We start from the raw sequence: 15,587 nt of genomic DNA on the forward strand, positions 1-15,587 counted from the left end.
GAAAAATAGATTTATATCACCTATTTCTGGTTAACTCCCTTCAACAAAATACTTAAGAAATAAAAATGAATTACGCAAAAATCTCACCTAAGATTATTAACCCGTTATATAAAAGCTATGAAGAAATCCATGCCTCTGAATTGGATCAAGAGCTTGTTCTGTTAGTGGAAACACGGGTATCTCAAATTAATGGTTGTGCCTATTGTTGCCATCTTCATGCTGAAGCAATCCGCAAAGATCATGGTATAGAACAAGTAAAACTGGATAAGTTACCTGCATGGTTCAATTCCAGCATCTACAACCCAAAAGAAAAACTGGCATTAGAGTGGTGCGAAGCCTTAACGACAAACCCTAGGCAAAGTATATTGGATAAGATCAAAGAACGCTTGGATGCTGTTTTTACAGAAAAAGAAATTGTTGACCTGACAGCAACTATCTCCTTAATGAATGCTCTTAACAGAATGGCAGTCAGTTTAGGTGATCGAAACGAATAATCACCGCATTATGCAGGCTATTTAGCCTGAGCATTAATTGAAACAAAAATTTCTTCCGCCAATCCTTGCGATGAATGCTATCGTGAGTATAATGCGCGACGATTTGCTGGGAGAAAAAATGAAAGATTGCGCTGTAAAAGCTGTTAGAAAACACCAAGCTAACAAAGCTCTGTCTGCTGGCAGCGTAAACGCGTTGTTTTTCCCATTGCTTAACCGAACATTTAAAAAGCCCCTCAATTGAGGGGCTTTTTTTTGCCTACCAGTCCAAGGCTATAAGTCATAAAAGGGGAACGTAAACATGGCTAATCCGTTATATCGCAAGCATATCATTTCAATTAATGATCTGAGCCGCGCAGATCTGGAACTGGTATTGCAGACGGCCGCTGCATTAAAAGCCAATCCACAGACTGAATTACTGAAACACAAGGTGATAGCGAGTTGCTTCTTTGAAGCTTCCACACGTACCCGTCTCTCCTTTGAAACCGCCATTCAGCGACTCGGCGCTTCCGTCGTGGGCTTCGCTGACAGTAGTAATACTTCATTGGGTAAAAAGGGAGAAACGTTGGCGGATACTATTTCCATTATCAGCCAATATGCCGATGCAATCGTTATGCGCCATCCACAGGAAGGTGCAGCGCGACTGGCGTCTGAGTTTTCCGGCCAGATCCCTGTTATCAACGCCGGCGATGGCGCAAACCAGCATCCAACCCAAACCTTGCTCGACCTGTTCACCATTCAGGAAACTCAGGGCAGACTGGAAAACCTGAAAATTGCGATGGTCGGTGATTTGAAATATGGCCGTACCGTGCACTCACTGACACAAGCTCTGGCAAAATTTAATGGCAACCATTTCTGTTTCATCGCGCCAGATGCACTTGCAATGCCAAGCTATATCCTGCATATGTTGGAAGAAAAACAGGTGAGTTACAGCCTCCACAATAACTTCGAAGATGTGTTGCCAGAACTGGATATTTTGTATATGACTCGTGTCCAGAAAGAGCGTCTTGACCCTTCAGAATATGCCAATATCAAGGCTCAGTTTGTTCTGCGCGCGGCGGATCTGGTGAATGTTAAGGAAAACCTGAAAGTACTGCACCCGCTGCCACGTATCGATGAAATCACAGTGGATGTCGATAAAACACCATATGCTTACTACTTCCAGCAAGCCGGAAATGGCATTTTTGCCCGTCAGGCATTATTGTCACTGGTATTGAATGAAGATGTTGTCATAGAAAATAAATAGGCATCAATATTATGATTGGGAAAACTATTCCTTGATCATAATCGTACTTTCTTTGAAAAGATTTTTATCCAGCTCGGTTTTTAATGAAGAATACATTGTTATCTTCAAAAACCGAGCCTGAATCAACATATTTATAAGTACCTGATTTTGATCACAGACATTTTATATAAGGCGTTGAGGCTCAGTTCCTTTTTGTTCAGTAAGGGCTAATTTCACCGGTACAGATTTTGAGGTTGGCGTGCCTGTACCATCACCGAAACTGTCCATCGGCACCAATGGATTGGTTTCTGGGTAGTAAGCGGCAAGGTTCCCTCGCGGAATGGCATAAGGCACTAATTTAAAGCCGGAGACCTTACGCTCGATACCGTCATTCCAGATTGTTTCGATATCGACCAGATCGCCCGCCTGATATCCCGCTTGTGCAATATCTTCCGGATTCATAAACAACACTTCCCGTTGACCATAAATCCCACGATAACGATCATCCAGCCCATAAATCGTGGTGTTGTATTGATCGTGTGAACGCAAGGTCTGCAAAGTGAAAGGAACATCAGCGCCTTCAATTTGCGGGAACAGTGTTTTTGGCAGCGGTGCATGACTGAATTCAGCTTTTTGGCTCGGCGTGACAAAACGTAATTCAGCCGCCGCATTACCAAGATAGAAACCGCCAGATTGTTCACATTTTTTATTAAAATCAGCAAACCCTGGAATGGTCGCTGCAATATGATCGCGAATTTTATGGTAATCTCCGGCTAATTCCAGCCAGTTAATCGTTGCAGTATTACCTACAGTCGCATTGGCGATGCCTGCAACAATTGCCGTCTCAGAACGCTGGCTATCAAATAATGGCTTATTTACGCCCTCTGAGGCATGAACCATGCTGAAAGAGTCTTCTACTGTCACAAACTGTGCGCCCGTAGCCTGAATATCTCGTTCAGTGCGCCCCAATGTCGGTAGAATCAAGGCTCCTTTTTTACCAGTAACAAGATGACTCCGGTTTAACTTTGTGCTGATGTGTACAGTCAAATCACAATGCCTAAGCGCGTCTTCTGTTCGCGGACTATCTGGAGCCGCTGCCGCAAGGTTCCCACCCAGCGCGATCAAAACCTTAACTTCATCACGCAGCATGGCACTCAATGCTTCCACAACATGATGACCATGAGCACGAGGTGGCTCGAAACCAAAATGAGCTGCCATGCTATCCAAAAAAAGGGGGGACGGTTTCTCATTTATTCCCATCGTCCGGTTACCCTGTACATTACTGTGACCACGTACCGGACAAAGCCCTGCGCCCGATTTACCTAATTGACCAAAAAGCAATTGAAGGTTGACGATTTCACGCACAGTTACCACAGAATGTTTATGTTGAGTCACCCCCATTGCCCAGGTACAGATAACACGCTCGGCATTCTGGTAAATGGTTGCCGCCTCACGCAATTGTGTTTGGGTCAATCCCGATTGCTCTTCGATAAATGACCATTCAGTGGCAGCAACTTCTTGCAGGTATTCCTCCACACCTTCGGTATAAGCTGCAATGAATGCCTGATCAAAAATACCGGATTTGCCTTCAGTCAACAGCGCATTATGAGTTTCCAAAAGTGCCTTGACCATCCCCCGCACCGCGGCCATATCGCCGCCAAGTTTGGGTTGATAATAACGATGACTGATTTCCCCTGCTATTGGAGTAATGACTTCGAGCGGCTTTTGTGGATCAGCGAAACGTTCCAAACCGCGCTCGCGCAGGGTATTGAAAGTAACGATGCGGGCACCGCGCTCAGCAGCATGTCGTAAGCTGTGCAGCATTCGTGGGTGGTTAGTACCAGGGTTTTGGCCGAAAATAAAGATAGCATCAGCATGATCAAAATCCTGTAATCGGATAGTGCCTTTCCCAACCCCGAAACTTTTCAGCATACCGTGGCCACTGGCTTCATGGCACATATTGGAGCAATCAGGAAAGTTATTGGTCCCCACTACACGCCCAAACAACTGATACAGCCACGAAGCCTCATTACTGGCGCGCCCCGAAGTGTATAGTTCAAGCTGATTGGGGTTGTCCATCGCCTTAATGTGACTGGCAATCAGGGCAAAAGCATCATCCCAACTTATCGGCTCATAATGATCCGTCTGCGGGTTATAGCTCATCGGCTCAACCACTCTCCCCTGATATTCAAGGAAATAATCGCTTTGTTGGTAAAGTTGACTAACACTATGGGTTGCGAAAAATTTTCGATCAACATAGCGACGTGTTGCCTCCCAAGTGACTGCCTTGGCACCGTTTTCACAAAAACTAAACAGGCTTTTGTTGTCATCCCCCCATGCGCATCCAGGACAATCAAAGCCTCTGGGCTTATTCATGCGCATCAGGTTAACCATATTTTTCAGTGCTTGTTTACTATCAAAGACAAAACGGGTTGTTGCCTCCAGCGAACCCCAACCACCAGCAGCCGCGTGGTAAGGTTTTATTTTTGATTTGAATTTCATAAAAATCTCTATTTTTTATGGCGTGACCAACACAAACAGGCCACTTCTTTACAGGTGAACCAATAACGTCGATTTCAGCTATTCGTATTAGGGCTAACTACCAATGTGATCATACTCCTATCCGCCCATTGTGGTAATTATTCCGTGGTTATATCACGAAAAAACCGAACCATCAGGCTTGAGAAAAAAAGAAGAACACGGGGACAACTATGGGGATCACTAAAAACAGAAAATAGGTAAATATCAAGGAAGGCACCATTGCTAGTGCCTTTGATGCTATTAAGATCAAAAATTAGCACTAAACGTATCAAAATTATCGGCTTTGACAAACTTGGCTGCGTTGGGCACTTCTTTGCCATCTTCATCTTTACTTAATGCATTAAAATGCTCAACGCCACATTTGATCTTGGCCTTTTCAGCTTCACGCAGGTCATCTGAAAATAGGCTTGATTTCGTTTCAACCACAAAATAAAGCTTCTCCCCCGTTCCATCACCTTTGTCAATTAATACAGCCCAATCAGGATTGTAACTGCCCAGAGGGGTATCAATCTTGAACCAGGATGGCAACTTGGAATAAATCTTCACTTCTTCAGCGCGTTCTAGCTTTTCAGCGAAATTAAACTCGGTATCTGAGTCGCAAATGATGTAGTCATATACCGATTTTTCAGCTTTCACCATATCTTTGAGGTAGCCAGTCAGTTCTTCTTCTTGGAAAAGCTCTTGGGCATAATATGCCTTGTCACCAATACGGTGATATTTAATACCATCTACAATGACAATACGCATCTGTTTACGGATAACTTCACCGGCTAATTCGATAAAGCGCTGAGGATTGTTTTTGAAGGCTTCCAGCTTATCGCCTAAACCTAGCAGAATATCGATAATTGTCTGTCGGGTCAGATTGGTTTGGTCGGTCAGATAAGTCACGATATCTGGCAACCGGAAGTTGCGATTGTGGTAATACTGACTCTTGGTTTTCTCATCGTAAGTTGCCAGTTCAGCTTCCGTAACAGCAACCTTAACCTTGGTGTACTGGAATCTGGCACTGGCTACTACCACGTTAGATCTAATTTCCTTGATACAATTTTCAACCAGTTCGTTGATATTAAAGTTAACACGATAAGTCGTTTTGTATTTAATACGCTCCCAAAGCGCCTTGAAGGCTTCGCCCAGCACAACCTGCTTACCATTTGTATCTTCACACAAAGCTACAGAGCGCTTTTCTTCGTGTTTTTTCACGTTCAAGCCTTTTGCCAACTTCTTCAATATGGCAACGATGGCATCAGTATGTTCAGCGACATCGGAAGGCAGACTCACATCATTGTTATTGATGGCAATTTTCAGCACATCCTGAATCTTGCCTTTACCATCAATATAACCTTGAGACAGAAGATGCTGGAAGATCTCTTCTGACTTCTTCGCACCCAAGAAGGCCTTCTGATCCCGCTCGCCAGAAATAACAATGTTGGCAAATTGGTGAGACTCAACCGCACCAAATTTAATGCCTTCTTCTACTTCAATCTCTTTTTGCAGTTCAGAAACAAAGCTTTCATAAGATTCATTTGCCATAACGGTCAGGGTATTTACCTCAAAACCATAAGGCACGCGCTCACCAGATTGATCAACGGCTAAACGTAGTCCACGACCGATTTCCTGTCGTTTTTTGGTGATTGAGCTGCTTTCATTCAACGTACAGATCTGGAAAACATTCGGGTTGTCCCAGCCTTCTCTTAGTGCTGAGTGTGAAAAGATAAAGCGCAGCTTCTCGTTCATAGATAGAAGCTTTTCTTTGTCTTTCATGATCAGATTGTAGGCCGACTCATCAGCCGCAGTTTTACCCCCTTCGCCTTTAGCTGAAAGCTTCGAGTCAGCGAACTGAGGATTACCAGAAACATCTTTTTTCTTGTCCTGTGCAAAATAACCACCATGCACTATTTGAGTGAGTTCTTGCCGCGCTCTTTCATTAATCGTGTATTTATCGCCATCTTTGTCCCAGATCCTTGGGTACAACACGCGATATTTGGGCTTGCTAACCTGTCTGGCAAATTCCTCTTCAAACCACTTGGCAAACTTACCCTGAACAGGAACGCCATCTTTGGCGTAACCACGGTAGTTGGCAACCTTATCAATAAAGAACAGGCTCAGCACCTTAATACCTTTCTGGCTTAGGATTTTCGTGTGGGTGAGCTTGTCATAGCCCGTTGTTACCTTGTGGTAGAATTTCAGCTCTTTTTCCAGATGCTCTTCGATAGTTTTGGCTATTTGAATGCGCTTAAAGGCTTCCGAATCCACTTCGCCAATGGCTTGCCCAAGGCGCACAATTTCATCGCGACTGGTAAAATCAATATATTCATTACCTTCTTCACAATAAATATCGTTAACGATATAGCCTTCATAAACACTACGCCCGCCCGAAAGTTCGAATAAGTCATTAATCTGACCATCTTTGATGGTTATTAGCTTACGGGGTTGCAGCTTGCCTGTACGCGTTTGAGCGTCAATTTCAATTTTGGCAGAAATGGGCGACTTTTTATTATCAACACTCACGAGCTTGAGGTAAGCTTGGTTATGCCCGTCTTTAACATCCAGCGAAGCAACTTCAATTTGCTTAACCAGTTTGCGCTCATAGGCATCAATAGCGTCGAGCTTATACAACAAATGCGGCGCTTCCTCCAACGTGGCCGAATAACGGAATGTACACAGCGGCGCTAAACTGCTAATCGCTTCTTTTCGGTTTGCCGTTGATACAACAGATTGTGGCTCGTCAATAATAACGACAGGGCGAGTAACCTGAATAAATTCAATAGGCTTCATCCCGTTCAATCTGTCATCGGTACGGTGAATCAAATTCGCCGTAGTTTCCTTCGTAGGATCGGTGAATGACTTACTGAACGCATCAACATTGATCACCATGATTTGCATGTAATCATTAGTAGCAAAGTTACGAACCTGTTCGCGCTTTGATGAATCATAGACAAAATAGTCATACTGGACGTTTTTGTACTGCTGACGGAAGTGCTGCTCCGTGATTTGCAGGGATTTATAGACGCCTTCTTTAATCGCAATAGATGGCACCACGATAATGAACTTTGTCAGTCCATAGTGCTGATTTAGCTCAAAGATAGAACGCAGGTATACATAGGTTTTACCTGTTCCTGTTTCCATCTCAATACTGAAATCCAGACTTGGCAATTCTTGCTTTGTGTTTTCAACCTGTGGCAAGCCATTCTTTAACTGGACATTACGCGTGTTGGCATAAATCTCATCAGGCAATAAGGTAAGCACATTACCGACACCGAGGTCGTTATTTTTACCAAAGAGATTTAATTGCTGATTCGCCAACATCTTATCAGCCACAGTAAAATTGCCTTGAAATGTTTCCTGCCCTTTAAACACACCTAAGACAGCTTCAATTGCATTGATTTGGTGTGATAAGTCCGATCTAAATTGAATCTTCATCACAACCACCTTAAATGCTCTTCACATCGTCAATACCATACTGCTTCAGGATCTGAATCACATTGGTTTTGACAACACTGTCTGCAAAGCCTTGGTCTTTAAAAACGACTTGGGTACTTTCTGGATTGAGTTTTTCTTTCAGTTTAGCGATACCCTCAACCACCTGTTCGGTGATGTCATCGTCCAGACAAACTATTAAGGCACCAGTGCCAACTACAAAGACTTTTTTGCCTTTAACTGTAGTTTCTACCACTTGTTCGGTCAGCTCTAAACCATATTTCAACAAGATCTCGTAAAGCACATCTTCACAGGGTGAGATCTCATATATTTAGTAAGGCTATTTAGGTTAAATAAAGACCAGAATATAACTTCTTATAGCTCTTTCTCTCATTAAAACGATAAGATCACGCTATTCCATAAAAATAGCGATCGTAATAATGAGTATTTTTAACTTTATCAGTAAGATCGATGACCCGCGTTCTGATATCAATAAAAAGCATGAGTTAATGGATGTGATTTTTTTGGCTTTTGCAGCCGTGTTATGCGGGGCTTCTGGCTGGAAAGCGATTCAAGAGTTTGGTGAGATACAAATTGAGTGGCTTAAAAAATATACGCGCTTTACTCATGGCATTCCTCGTCGTCACTGTATTGCTAATATTATCAAAATGATAGAGCAGGATGCACTGGTTGAAGCCTTTTATGACTGGATCAACCAGCGCCGGGTCAAGGCAGGGAGAAGCCTTATCGCTATTGACGGAAAAACGATGAGAGGCACTTGCAAAGGCACCCTGTTTGAAGCCCTCCATGTGGTCAGTGCTTATGATGTCGAGTCCGGTGTTGCCCTATATCATCGGGTCGCAGAAAGTAAAGGGAAAGAAGGCCCAGTCGCAAGGCAACTCATTGAATTATTGGCGCTTGATGGGGCTGTAGTCACGATGGATGCCCTGCATTGTCAGAAAGAAACCCTTGAGTTAATTACCCAACGAGGCGGCGATTTTATTGTGGGTGTCAAAGGTAATCAAAAAAGTCTGGCTGAGTTTGTTAAATCCCATTTTGCTGCACATTATGAAAGTCATGAACTTGTTGAATTTACAGAAAAAAGCAGTGGTCATGGACGAGAGGAGTTCCGTCATGTTATGCAAATTAGTGCGACGTTGTCAGAAGAATTTCAGGCAAAATGGCCTTCAATACAATCGGTTATCGAAGTGGTCAGTGAACGAAGTGTGAAAGGCCACCCCCCTCACCGTGATTCACGCTGGTATGTCAGTTCACTCCCTTTAGATGCGGAGCTAGCGGCCACGGCAATAAGAAAGCATTGGTCGGTGGAAAATGAGCTGCACTGGGTTTTGGACGTCACTTTTCGGGAAGATGCAATCTCGCTGAAAGATCCTGATGGGGCGGCACAAATGGCCCTTTTTAATCGAATTGCATTAAATGTGATTAAACAAAATACCAGTATAAAGGACAGTCAGGCCGCTAAACGCCGAAGAGCAATGTGGTCAGCGGAATTCCGTAGTCAGCTTATATTTGATTAAACTTAATACAAAGTGGAATCCCGCCCTGCACATCTTCAGGTATACGGTCATCTTTGATAGATTTAGCCGCTAATTGTAGAGCAGGTTCTAAACTTTCAAAGTCAGCATCCCAAGCGTGAATATTTGTTTGATCTAATTTGAAAAACTTAACACCTTGAGTTTTGTCTTCTTTTAAAATGGCATTTTTTATTCTTTTTAGGGAAATTCTGGAAATCAATTCGGGTATTGACTCCTTAGTACAATACTCTGTTGCACCCACATTTTTCGAGATAGGTTCAGGCAATTGAACCAATATAAATTTTCTTCTACCGCCATCTTTCTTATTTTGTTTTAACACCGCATGACCTGTCGAACCACTTCCGGCAAAAAAGTCAAGAATGATATCTTCACTATCCGTGGTCTTCATTAAGTGTTCAATTAATCCTGTTGGTTTTGGATAATCAAAAACAGATGAACAGAGAAGGGCTTCAAGCTCTTTACTTCCTTGCTTCGTTGTAAAATCTGTTATTATTGTTTTTGGATGTTCAGTGCCTCGCTTTTTAACATACTGAAGAACACCATTAGGTTTGAAGAAGAACTCAACAACCTGCTGTCCTTTAGAGTCAAAAGTATCATTTCCTGATAGCCAATTTTCGATTTGGCTCTTCATTGTCCAACCCGCTTTTAGCGTGACTTCGCTGGCTAAGGCTCCATTCTTACATTCAAATACACCAGAAGTAACTTCAACGACTTCTTTATCTCCAAATATGGATGGAAACGTTTTATTTTCACCTAAAAACTTGACTCCAGCAGGGAATGTTATTTCTGACGCAGGGTTTTTAAAACTAACCTTTTTTATTGCGCGATCAGAAATTATGCTATCATCTCCTTTATAAACAATATGAGGTAATTGAGATATATCTTTTGCATATGCCAAGATATATTCATGTTCTCTGGTAAAAGTTGATGCTGAGGTTCGTCCACTCTTCCAAATAAACCTTTCAACAAAATTATCTTCACCAAATATTTCATTGCACAAATTTGACAAATTAACAACTTCATGTTCATCTATTGATATAAATATAATTCCATCATCAGATAATAAATTTCTGGCCAATTTCAATCTTGGGTAAAGCATATTTATCCAATCTGTATGATACCTACCAGATGTGTCAGAATTAGTGCTAAAAGGTTTACCTTGATTATTTACTTGTCCAGTTAATACCTGATAGTTTCTAATATTATCCTGAAAATTATCTTTATAAACAAAATCCTTACCTGTATTGTAAGGAGGATCGATATAGATCATCTTTACCTTTTTATGATAAGACTTTTGCAGCAACTTAAGTACTTCAAGGTTATCACCTTCAATAAAAAGATTCTCTGTGGTATCCCAATTCACACTTTCTTCTTTACAAGGGCGTAGGGTTCCTGTTGATGGAGTTTGGGCAATTTGACGTGCGCGAGACTTACCATGCCATGTAAAGTTGTAGCGTTCATCACTATCATCAACGACTTCTCCAAGCACCGCTTTTAAGGCGTCAAAGTCGATTTTTCCTTCAGAAAATACTTCTGGGAAAAGCTGCTTAAGTTGATCAATATTTTCTTGAGTGATATCCGCACTCTTGGACTCTGGGTCGTTCAGGGAGATTTTTTCAATTATCATCAGAGGAATTCCATTTTTTGCCAACTGAGCAAAACTCATGCTCGTGGTTCATATTCTTCGTTAAACTGTTAAATCATTGTCTTAATCACAGCAATTTGCTGTTTAAGTGTAGTAAAGAATTCTGAAAACCTGGCAAAACTGATAATTTTATTAATGTGAAAGTGGGATATAAAACCGAAACAATCGAAGCTCCAATATTCCGTTGAATTTAAGCTTGAAGCTGTTCAACAAGTGGTTATCCAATAATACCCTGACTATCCCGCGTTTTCTGTGTGTTGGTGGAACAACAATTCCTTCCAGAAAAACCACTGAGCTACTGTTACAATCATTGACTAATCATGCCTGATTGCCGCATCAGCAAAACCAAGCCCATTATCCTCTTCATCTCGTGCAATAAATGAAACCAACTGACTGGAGGAGATAATATTTCCCCATCGGTTTGATGGGCTTCTTTTACATGGTGAAGCTATAATTGTTTCCACAACACTATCCATTAGGAGATTTCAACGCAGCTAAATATTGATGAAAATATTAATAAAGTCATTTAATGAAAACTTATACTATTATTTACATTGGGAATTATCATAAAGATTTCATATTGTGAATATTAATATTAATTGCTCGTTATGTTCATCAAGTTAATTTGAACATAACGAGCAAACACGCTATTTCTTGACACAAAGCTTACTCTTTTTATTATACAAATATGATTCCCTTCTCTCATATCCCTTCCTTAGTATCCAGCACAAACTGTCAGTTTCCCTGATGCTGAGCACTTGTATTACAAAACCTTAATAGATAACATAAGATTATCAATATTGGCGTACGACAATATATTATCAGAGAGATGATATAATGCAAGAATCGAACAATAAAAAAGCAACTGAAGCAGATACTCTGTTATCCAATATCGCTCAAAACATCGATTTTTTGATGAAAAAAAATGACATAGACCCACAAACCTTGAGCAGGCTGACAGGCTTAGGCATTGCGACTATCAATAGCCTCAGACGAGGTGTTGGCAACCCAACTATCGCGACTATTTCATCCATCGCAAATGTATTTGGTGTAAATGTTGGTGAAATTACCGACAATAAGTTGTATGAATCGAATGAAGATGAGGAAATTATTTTATCAGTCCCTCTAATTCGTTATAGCGAATTGGATAGCTATATAACAGGAAAAATAGTTAATATAAATTTATATAAGGTCAGTATTAATAGTAATCATGAAAATTCACTTTTCTCAGTAGAGTTTTCAAACAATCTATTATCTCCGTATTTTGATAGTAATACCATTGCCATTGTTTCTAAAACGGAAAGTTTTTGTGACAGTGATGTGGTTCTCGTCAAAATTAAAGATTCACCTATCTGTTTTAGACAAATTTTCGTAGGCGAAAGTGGAATTTATTTTTCAATATTAGGGATTGAAAATGAGCCCAAAACAATATTAACCCATAACTACACAATAATTGGGGTTGTGATTAAATCAATTAAAAAATTAAAATAGGAATCTTATTATGGAAAAAATAATTGATTTTTTCAAAAAGATATTTAAACCTCGTTATATATACAGTTTACAAAAATTTGAACCCATAAAAGAGAATGGATTTTATATATTAAAAGAATTAGGCACCCATACATGTATCAAAGCAACCGCTGAAGATATTTTTGATAGTGAACTATTATATAATATAAACCCTATCGATATCATATTCATAACACGATTTGAAGAACATGAAATGAGAGAAAAACAAAAATTTGAAATTATAGAAGAGAGAAGAGATCTTTCCTTCACAATAAAAAATTCCTATTTTAGCAGAAAAATAAATGGAAAAGAATTGCTTATGGATAAAAATATAGTGGAAAAATTAGATCCAGCAAGCCTTATCAAGATCGCCTATATGTCAGGATTAAAAGACGGTAGAAAAATTTCCGATGAAATATCAAGAGCAGAAAAAATAAAATCATCCAAGCATACAAAATTGAAGGTAATAAAGTGATTAAATCTCATTCCATTAATTCAAAATTAAAATATGATTCTTTATTTATTTCTTTATCCGTCACGATAATGATAACATGTGATGTGCTTGTATATAAGACTTTAGATTTTAATGGTTTTAAAATCACATTTAGTGGGATCTTATTCTCTTTTTATTTCCTGATATCCACAATTCAGACAGAAGTATATGGGTACAGACAAGGAGTCAAAACAGTCTGGATAATCGTTTTATGCCAATCAATTTTCGTAATGATTATCTTTGCAGCATCACATATACAACCAGAAAATAATCAAATCTCAATGAACTTTAAATCATTATTTAGTGAGTTCTGGCGTGTGATGGTGGGCACATGGACTTCTGTACCTATTTCCTATTTTATCAATGGATTTGTTATATCTAACTTAAAAAAAGTTTTTCTTGGAAGATTTTTTTTCATCAGATATATCATTGCTTCAATGATTACTCAGGCTGCTCTGCTACTGTCAGCATATCCTATCAGCCTTTCTTCAAAATACAGTTTTAATGAATTAATCACAATAATTGCAACAACATGGTCATATAAAGTCATCATGTCCATTATTTTGCTACCGATAGGGATCATCTTAGCTGATAAAATTAAGAAATTAGAATCAACTGATATATACGACTGGAATATTTCATATAATCCATTTCTTTTGAAAGGTAATAAAAAATGAAAGCTATTCACTTAACAGACATACATTTAACCCTAAACCGAGACAAAAGAATTTTTAATGTTAATCCTTATGAAAATTTTGATTTTATTTGTGAAGAAATATACAGAATAAAAAATATTACCGACATAGCGTTAATTATCGTATCCGGTGACATTACAAATGATGGTGATGTCGATGCTTATAAATACTTTTTAAAAAAAATGGAATCCCTGAAAACACCTTATATAGCAATACTTGGTAATCATGATATTAAGAATAATTTTGATATCGCTCTCGCAGAAGAAAAAACACAATATATTATCAAATCCCGCCAGTATAAAAATAAAATCTGGCATATTATTTCTGTCGATACTGTCGTCGAAGGTGAGGATTTCGGTTTTATCTCCAAAGATAACTTGGCTGAGCTAGAAAGAAAGATAATTGAAAATAGTAATTTTAATATCGCAATATTCATGCATCACCATGCTATTCCAGTTGGTACACCGATTGTCGATAGCTGCATGTTAAATAATGGCAAAGAATTATTGGCTCTGTGTGAGAAATATCAGGTTAAACTTATCGGCAGTGGACATGCACATACTTCACGTATTTGGCATCATAATACAATGGTAACGAGTGTTGCACCCGCTGTTGTATTCCAATGGCTACCGGGTATAGATACAGTCGAGATATCAAAGGGCTTCGGTTTTAACATCATAGATTTCTCTTCCGATTTATCTATAACCTCATGCATTTATTAATCTTTATTTCCTCTATTGTTTAAGTTGCAGCGTTGTTGGCTGCACTTATTCATTGCACCATAAAATAAACAAACGTCCCCACATAATTACCAATGACATAACCGACAGTACCAATCACCATAATCGGGCCGACCAGATTGATCCAACCACGGCTGATTGCCATCGCTGCGGCGGTGGTTGGCCCACCGATATTGGCATTACACGCCAAAATGTTTTCCTCAAGGCTGAATTTAAACACTTTTCCCACGGCAAAAGTCAGAATCAAGTTCAGCATAGTAATCACAAAGACGAAGGCAAATAGTAGTGGCGCATGGCTGAGAATGACCTGAACGGATGCAGGTATGCCAATCACAACAAAAAACATATAAATGGCGTAAGTACCCAATTCCTGAGTGCCATTCAGTTTGCTGAATGTCTCTTTAAATATTGAGACGATAATAAAAGTAACGGTAGTCAGAAGCAGGTATTTATCAGAAATCAGGCTGAAAACCAGCTCTTGATAAATGTTGTTTGGCTGCCCAAGCAAGGTTTTTAACCATGATGAAAGCTGAAATGATAGCGCAACGATAAGAATTGACCATGCCAGCGATATGGCAATGTCTTTCAGGGCGATATTTTTCGGTTTCCAATAAGTTGCCGCCAAGGGTTGGGATTTATCTAAATTAGGCGTATTTTCAACCAAATCGGTATATGGACTGCCCCAGAATTTTCTAGCCACTGTCCAACCGGATAAAAGCATCAGGATAATAAAATAGGCGGCCATCATAAAATGATCAGCAACGATGGTAGAGGCCACCATGTCTTGGGAAGTTTCCAGCTTGGCGGCCATTGCCGCAAAGTTAACCCCTCCTCCCGTATAAGAAGCGGATATCATGCCACTGATTTTATCCAATTCCGGTATATAAGCCCTGAAAAGCCAGAAGGAGACGATTGTACCCATCATGGTCGCCACGGAAGAAATCAGGAAAAGTATCAGTAATCGGCCACTTTCTTTAAGAATACTGTGCAGGTTGGTTTTAAATAATAATAAGGGGATTGCCAATGGCAGGATATATCCCCAAACAGCATCGTAAACCGGTGCTTCGGTAGGGATAATATTTAAATTGGAAGCCAAGACAGCAATGATCAATGCAATCACTGCTCCCGGTATTTTAGATGCCCATTTAAAACGCTGTTCTGCCATTATGGCGGCAGCGACAACAATCATAATAAAAGCCCAAAGTACTAATGAATTGTCAGCAGCAATAAATGTGCTTTTCATTATTCCTCCTGAAGTTTTTTAATAAAAAAGAC

At 40.0% G+C, this 15,587-nt stretch carries 13 protein-coding genes; 7 read left to right on the plus strand and 6 right to left on the minus strand.

What is annotated here, in order from left to right; all coding sequences use genetic code 11:
• Positions 1-65: 65 nt before the first annotated feature.
• Both Xish_RS06370 and pyrB read left to right on the plus strand, forming a co-directional pair.
• A complete protein-coding gene (locus Xish_RS06370) occupies positions 66-494 on the plus strand; it encodes a carboxymuconolactone decarboxylase family protein (protein ID WP_099117178.1) in 429 nt (142 codons plus the stop codon).
• 298 nt (positions 495-792) lie between these two features.
• On the plus strand, positions 793-1,737 hold the full coding sequence (pyrB, locus tag Xish_RS06380; protein ID WP_099117180.1) for an aspartate carbamoyltransferase: 945 nt from the start codon (positions 793-795) through the stop codon (positions 1,735-1,737).
• Between the two features lie 162 nt (positions 1,738-1,899).
• Here pyrB and Xish_RS06385 read toward each other — a convergent pair whose 3' ends face one another.
• The 3 genes from Xish_RS06385 to Xish_RS06395 form a co-directional block, all read right to left on the minus strand.
• Positions 1,900-4,218, minus strand: coding sequence for an FdhF/YdeP family oxidoreductase (locus Xish_RS06385; RefSeq protein ID WP_099117181.1), 2,319 nt, complete (start codon positions 4,216-4,218; stop codon positions 1,900-1,902).
• Positions 4,219-4,503: 285 nt separating this feature from the next.
• Positions 4,504-7,677, minus strand: coding sequence for a type III restriction-modification system endonuclease (locus Xish_RS06390; RefSeq protein ID WP_167383231.1), 3,174 nt, complete (start codon positions 7,675-7,677; stop codon positions 4,504-4,506).
• Between the two features lie 10 nt (positions 7,678-7,687).
• Positions 7,688-7,978: a hypothetical protein gene (locus tag Xish_RS06395; protein ID WP_208614811.1), complete on the minus strand. Its 291-nt coding sequence runs from the start codon at positions 7,976-7,978 to the stop codon at positions 7,688-7,690.
• Positions 7,979-8,114: 136 nt separating this feature from the next.
• On the opposite strand from Xish_RS06395, the gene Xish_RS06400 reads away from it, so the two are divergent.
• A complete protein-coding gene (locus Xish_RS06400) occupies positions 8,115-9,212 on the plus strand; it encodes an ISAs1 family transposase (RefSeq protein WP_099116261.1) in 1,098 nt (365 codons plus the stop codon).
• Here Xish_RS06400 and Xish_RS06405 read toward each other — a convergent pair.
• Both Xish_RS06405 and Xish_RS18550 read right to left on the minus strand, forming a co-directional pair.
• A complete protein-coding gene (locus Xish_RS06405) occupies positions 9,199-10,896 on the minus strand; it encodes a site-specific DNA-methyltransferase (RefSeq protein WP_141553957.1) in 1,698 nt (565 codons plus the stop codon). The genes Xish_RS06400 and Xish_RS06405 overlap by 14 nt on opposite strands.
• Positions 10,897-11,189: 293 nt before the next feature.
• Positions 11,190-11,339, minus strand: a complete 150-nt coding sequence (locus Xish_RS18550; protein ID WP_167383232.1) for a hypothetical protein — start codon at positions 11,337-11,339, stop codon at positions 11,190-11,192.
• A 373-nt stretch (positions 11,340-11,712) separates the two neighbouring features.
• On the opposite strand from Xish_RS18550, the gene Xish_RS06410 reads away from it, so the two are divergent.
• From Xish_RS06410 to Xish_RS06425, 4 genes are read left to right on the plus strand one after another with little or no spacing between them, the layout of a single operon-like run.
• Positions 11,713-12,366: a helix-turn-helix domain-containing protein gene (locus Xish_RS06410; protein WP_099117183.1), complete on the plus strand. Its 654-nt coding sequence runs from the start codon at positions 11,713-11,715 to the stop codon at positions 12,364-12,366.
• 10 nt (positions 12,367-12,376) lie between these two features.
• Positions 12,377-12,859 (plus strand): hypothetical protein, encoded by a 483-nt coding sequence (locus Xish_RS06415; protein ID WP_099117184.1) that lies wholly within the window; start codon positions 12,377-12,379, stop codon positions 12,857-12,859.
• Positions 12,856-13,554: a VUT family protein gene (locus tag Xish_RS06420; RefSeq protein WP_099117185.1), complete on the plus strand. Its 699-nt coding sequence runs from the start codon at positions 12,856-12,858 to the stop codon at positions 13,552-13,554. The genes Xish_RS06415 and Xish_RS06420 overlap by 4 nt, the downstream gene beginning before the upstream one ends.
• Positions 13,551-14,294: a metallophosphoesterase family protein gene (locus tag Xish_RS06425; RefSeq protein WP_099117186.1), complete on the plus strand. Its 744-nt coding sequence runs from the start codon at positions 13,551-13,553 to the stop codon at positions 14,292-14,294. Before Xish_RS06420 ends, Xish_RS06425 begins: the two co-directional genes overlap by 4 nt.
• A gap of 49 nt (positions 14,295-14,343) precedes the next feature.
• Here Xish_RS06425 and Xish_RS06430 read toward each other — a convergent pair whose 3' ends face one another.
• Complete coding sequence (locus Xish_RS06430) at positions 14,344-15,555, minus strand: DUF819 family protein (protein ID WP_099117187.1); 1,212 nt, start codon at positions 15,553-15,555, stop codon at positions 14,344-14,346.
• Between the last annotated feature and the right edge of the window lie 32 nt (positions 15,556-15,587).

Origin of the sequence: Xenorhabdus ishibashii (assembly GCF_002632755.1) — a bacterium.
Classification (GTDB): domain Bacteria; phylum Pseudomonadota; class Gammaproteobacteria; order Enterobacterales; family Enterobacteriaceae; genus Xenorhabdus; species Xenorhabdus ishibashii.

What these genes read in the sequence shown, in the direction of transcription:
- Xish_RS06370 (WP_099117178.1), top strand. Translation starts at nt 66, where the DNA reads ATGAATTACGCAAAAATCTCACCTAAGATTATTAACCCGTTATATAAA.
- pyrB (WP_099117180.1), top strand. Translation starts at nt 793, where the DNA reads ATGGCTAATCCGTTATATCGCAAGCATATCATTTCAATTAATGATCTG.
- Xish_RS06385 (WP_099117181.1), bottom strand. Translation starts at nt 4,218, where the DNA reads ATGAAATTCAAATCAAAAATAAAACCTTACCACGCGGCTGCTGGTGGT.
- Xish_RS06390 (WP_167383231.1), bottom strand. Translation starts at nt 7,677, where the DNA reads ATGAAGATTCAATTTAGATCGGACTTATCACACCAAATCAATGCAATT.
- Xish_RS06400 (WP_099116261.1), top strand. Translation starts at nt 8,115, where the DNA reads ATGAGTATTTTTAACTTTATCAGTAAGATCGATGACCCGCGTTCTGAT.
- Xish_RS06405 (WP_141553957.1), bottom strand. Translation starts at nt 10,896, where the DNA reads ATGAGTTTTGCTCAGTTGGCAAAAAATGGAATTCCTCTGATGATAATT.
- Xish_RS06410 (WP_099117183.1), top strand. Translation starts at nt 11,713, where the DNA reads ATGCAAGAATCGAACAATAAAAAAGCAACTGAAGCAGATACTCTGTTA.
- Xish_RS06415 (WP_099117184.1), top strand. Translation starts at nt 12,377, where the DNA reads ATGGAAAAAATAATTGATTTTTTCAAAAAGATATTTAAACCTCGTTAT.
- Xish_RS06425 (WP_099117186.1), top strand. Translation starts at nt 13,551, where the DNA reads ATGAAAGCTATTCACTTAACAGACATACATTTAACCCTAAACCGAGAC.
- Xish_RS06430 (WP_099117187.1), bottom strand. Translation starts at nt 15,555, where the DNA reads ATGAAAAGCACATTTATTGCTGCTGACAATTCATTAGTACTTTGGGCT.